This window comes from Pengzhenrongella sp., from assembly GCF_036565025.1.
Lineage (GTDB): Bacteria > Actinomycetota > Actinomycetes > Actinomycetales > Cellulomonadaceae > Pengzhenrongella.
The window spans coordinates 1-3302 of sequence record NZ_DATCNW010000197.1; the positions used below are offsets into that span (position 1 = coordinate 1).

The 3302-nt window shown below is 71.2% G+C and carries 3 protein-coding genes; 1 reads left to right on the top strand and 2 read right to left on the bottom strand.

Features of this window, described 5'->3' with window-relative positions:
* Positions 1–93: 93 nt before the first annotated feature.
* Positions 94–477, bottom strand: coding sequence for a 50S ribosomal protein L7/L12 (rplL, locus tag VIM26_RS11355; RefSeq protein ID WP_331951202.1), 384 nt, complete (start codon positions 475–477; stop codon positions 94–96).
* An 88-nt stretch (positions 478–565) separates the two neighbouring features.
* Positions 566–1108 (bottom strand): 50S ribosomal protein L10, encoded by a 543-nt coding sequence (rplJ, locus tag VIM26_RS11360; RefSeq protein ID WP_331951204.1) that lies wholly within the window; start codon positions 1106–1108, stop codon positions 566–568.
* Positions 1109–1433: 325 nt separating this feature from the next.
* Between rplJ and VIM26_RS11365 the strand changes: the two genes are divergently transcribed.
* Complete coding sequence (locus VIM26_RS11365; protein ID WP_331951206.1) at positions 1434–3044, top strand: phospholipase D-like domain-containing protein; 1611 nt, start codon at positions 1434–1436, stop codon at positions 3042–3044.
* The last annotated feature ends 258 nt before the right edge of the window (positions 3045–3302 follow it).

Consider the following 3302-nt stretch of genomic DNA (forward strand, 5'->3'; position numbering starts at 1 on the left):
GGTGCGGGCCTCGTCGCCGTCGGCCCCTCGCAGCGGAGGGACCGTCAATGCCGTGCTCGCCGCAGGGCGAGCCTCGCCCTTAGGGGCGAGGGGTCACTTGACGGAAACGGTCGCGCCAGCGGCCTCGAGGGAAGCCTTGGCCTTCTCGGCGGCCTCCTTCGTGACGGCCTCGAGGACAACCTTGGGCGCGGCGTCAACGAGGTCCTTGGCCTCCTTGAGGCCCAGGCTGGTGAGCACGCGCACCTCCTTGATGACCTGGATCTTCTTCTCGCCGATGGCCTCGAGGAGGACGTCGAACTCGGTCTGCTCTTCGACCTCTTCGACGTCGGCAGCGGCGCCGCCGGCAGCGGCGACGGCGACCGGCGCGGCCGCGACGACGTCGAAGGTCTCCTCGAAGGCCTTCACGAAGTCGGAGAGCTCAATGAGCGTGAGCTCCTTGAAAGCGTCGATGAGCTCGACGGTGCTGAGCTTCGCCATGGTGGCGTTTCCTTCCGGTTAGTCTCCCGGCGTCCGGCGGTGAGCCGGGCGTCGGGCGGGGTGATGGGTGCGTCTGGACCGGGACGGTTCAGGCAGCTTCTTCGGTGGGCGCTTCTTCGGCCTGCTTCTTCTCGCGCAGGGCGTCGATGGTGCGCACGGCCTGGGTCGCGGGCGCCGTGAAGAGGTACGCCGCCTGGTAGAGCGACGCCTTGAACGCGCCGGCCAGCTTGGCCAGCAGAACCTCACGGGACTCGAGGTCCGCGAGCTTGGTGATCTCCGCGGGGGTCAGGACGCGTCCGTCAAGGACACCGCCCTTGATGACCAGTGCGGGGTTCGCCTTGGCAAAGTCACGCAGACCCTTCGCAGCCGTGACCGGGTCACCGGTCACGAAGGCGATCGCCGAGGGGCCGACAAGCTTGTCGTCGAGTCCCTCGACGCCAGCCTGCTTGGCCGCGATGGCGGTCAGCGTGTTCTTCACCACGGCGTAGGTTGCGTTGCCGCTGAGCGTGCGCCGCAGCTGCTTGAGCTGGGCGACCGTGAGCCCGCGGTACTCGGTCAGCACGGCCGCGTTCGAGTCGCGGAACTGATCCGTGAGCTCTGCGACTGCGGCTGCCTTGTCCGGCCTCGCCATGGCAATCCTTCCGGTGGTGGTGCCACCGGGCGTCACGTCAGTCCTGAAACGACGAAGAGCCCCGCGCAGGCGCGGGGCTCGGTAACTGGACGTGGTCCAACTGCGAACTCTCACCTGCGCTGGCCCCCGTGTAACGGGACTTCGGTGAGCCACTCCCCACACGAGATGGGCAATGGCCGACGACCGGCGGTCTTGGGCGCTGGCTACTTTACGGCACGCCGCCGGGTGGGCCAAATCCGCTCCCCCAGCGCGCGCCGGGTGTGCGGGTGCGAGAACCGGTGGACCGCCTGAGACTAGGACGACCAGGCACGTCGCGGAGGGAATCATGGCACTGAGCGCTGACCAGCCGTCCCGGCGGACGGGGCCGGTGGCGGCCCCCGATCCGGTCGGTTGGTTCCTGACGCCGGCGCAGCGCGGCAACCCGCACACCGTGCTGGACCGGCGCCATCCGCACGGCCTCGCGTGGTCGCTCGGGAACCGGGTCCGCCCCCTCGTGCACGGCGCGCGCTACTTCCGCGAGCTGTACGACGCCGTCGAGGCGATGGGCCCGGGGGATCTGCTCTTGTTCACCGACTGGCGAGGCGATCCGGACGAACGGTTGGACGGTCCGGGCAGCGAGGTCGGACCCGTGTTCGCGGCCGCGGCCGAGCGCGGCGTTGACGTGCGCGGCCTGGTCTGGCGCTCGCACCTGGACCGGCTCGCGTTCAGCGCGACCGAGAACCGGCGCCTGGGAGCGGAGATCGAGGCGGCGGGTGGTGAGTGCCTGCTCGACATGCGGGTCCGACCGCTGGGCTCCCACCACCAGAAGATGGTCGTGCTGCGTCACCGGGACCGTCCCGAGCGGGACGTCGCGTTCATCGGGGGCATCGACCTGTGCCACGCACGCCGCGACGACGAGCGTCACCTCGGGGACCCGCAAGGGATGCCGATGGCGAAGGTCTACGGTGCCCGGCCGCCCTGGCACGACATCCAGCTGGCGGTGCAGGGTCCGGCCGTCGGCGACGCCGAGCTCGTGTTCCGGGAACGCTGGGAGGACCCCGCCCGGCTGAGCCGCAACCCCGTCCGCCTGGTCGGTGAGCTGCTGCACGGCGAGGACCGGTACGCCGGCCCGCTGCCGCCCCAGCTCCCCGATCCGCCGCAGCGCGGGTCGCACGCCGTGCAGCTGCTGCGGACGTACCCGGCCCGGCGGCCGGGCTATCCGTTCGCCCCGCGGGGCGAGCGCAGCGTCGCCCGCGGCTACCGGAAGGCGGTCGCCCGCGCGCGTTCCCTCATCTACGTCGAGGACCAGTACCTGTGGTCGGTGCACGTCGCCCGGATGTTGGCGGACGCCCTGACCCGGGCGCCCGAGTTGCGCCTGATCGTGGTGATCCCCCAGTTCCCCGACCAGGACGGGCGCATCGCGCTGCCACCGAACCTGGTCGGGCGCGAACCGGTGCTCCGGCTGCTGCGAGCCGCCGGGGGCCGGCGGGTCGGGGTGTACGGCCTGGAGAACGCCGCCGGTACGCCCATCTACGTGCACGCCAAGGCCTGCGTGGTCGACGACGTCTGGGGGTGCGTGGGCTCGGACAACGCCAACCGGCGGTCCTGGACCCATGACAGCGAGCTGAGCTGTGCCGTGCTGGATACCGACGTCACCGCGGGTGGATCGTGGGCACGGTCGCTGCGGATCGAGCTCATGAACGAGCACCTGGGCGAGGCCGCGGCGGTCGACGAACTGGACGACGTCGGCGTCTTCGACGCCTTCCGGGAGGCGGCGGCGCGGCTGGACGCGTGGCACCAGGCGGGTGGTCGCGGGCCGCGCCCACCCGGGCAGCTCCGGACGTACTCCCAGCCCGCGCTCTCGCTGTGGACCCGGACGTGGGCCACCCCGATGTACCGCCTGCTCTACGACCCGGACGGCCGTCGGCCGCTCGCCCGGTGGGCGAACCGGTTCTAGCCCGTTCTAGCCCACGACCCCCGCTGCGAGATGCCCGCCGGGGCAGTTCGCGCGCACGAGATGCGAGTTGTTGCTGCTCCGCCGCTGGCGAAACGACTCCCAGTTCGCGGCGCGAGCGAGCCCGGGGGCGGCGGGCCGAGGCCGACAGTGTCGACGGCGGGCTCGGCCCGTCAACACCGTGGGTGGACCGGCTCAGTGCAGCGCTCTGTGCATCCAAAGTGCAGTGAATGAGGCGTTTTGCTGCACTTTCGCTGCACT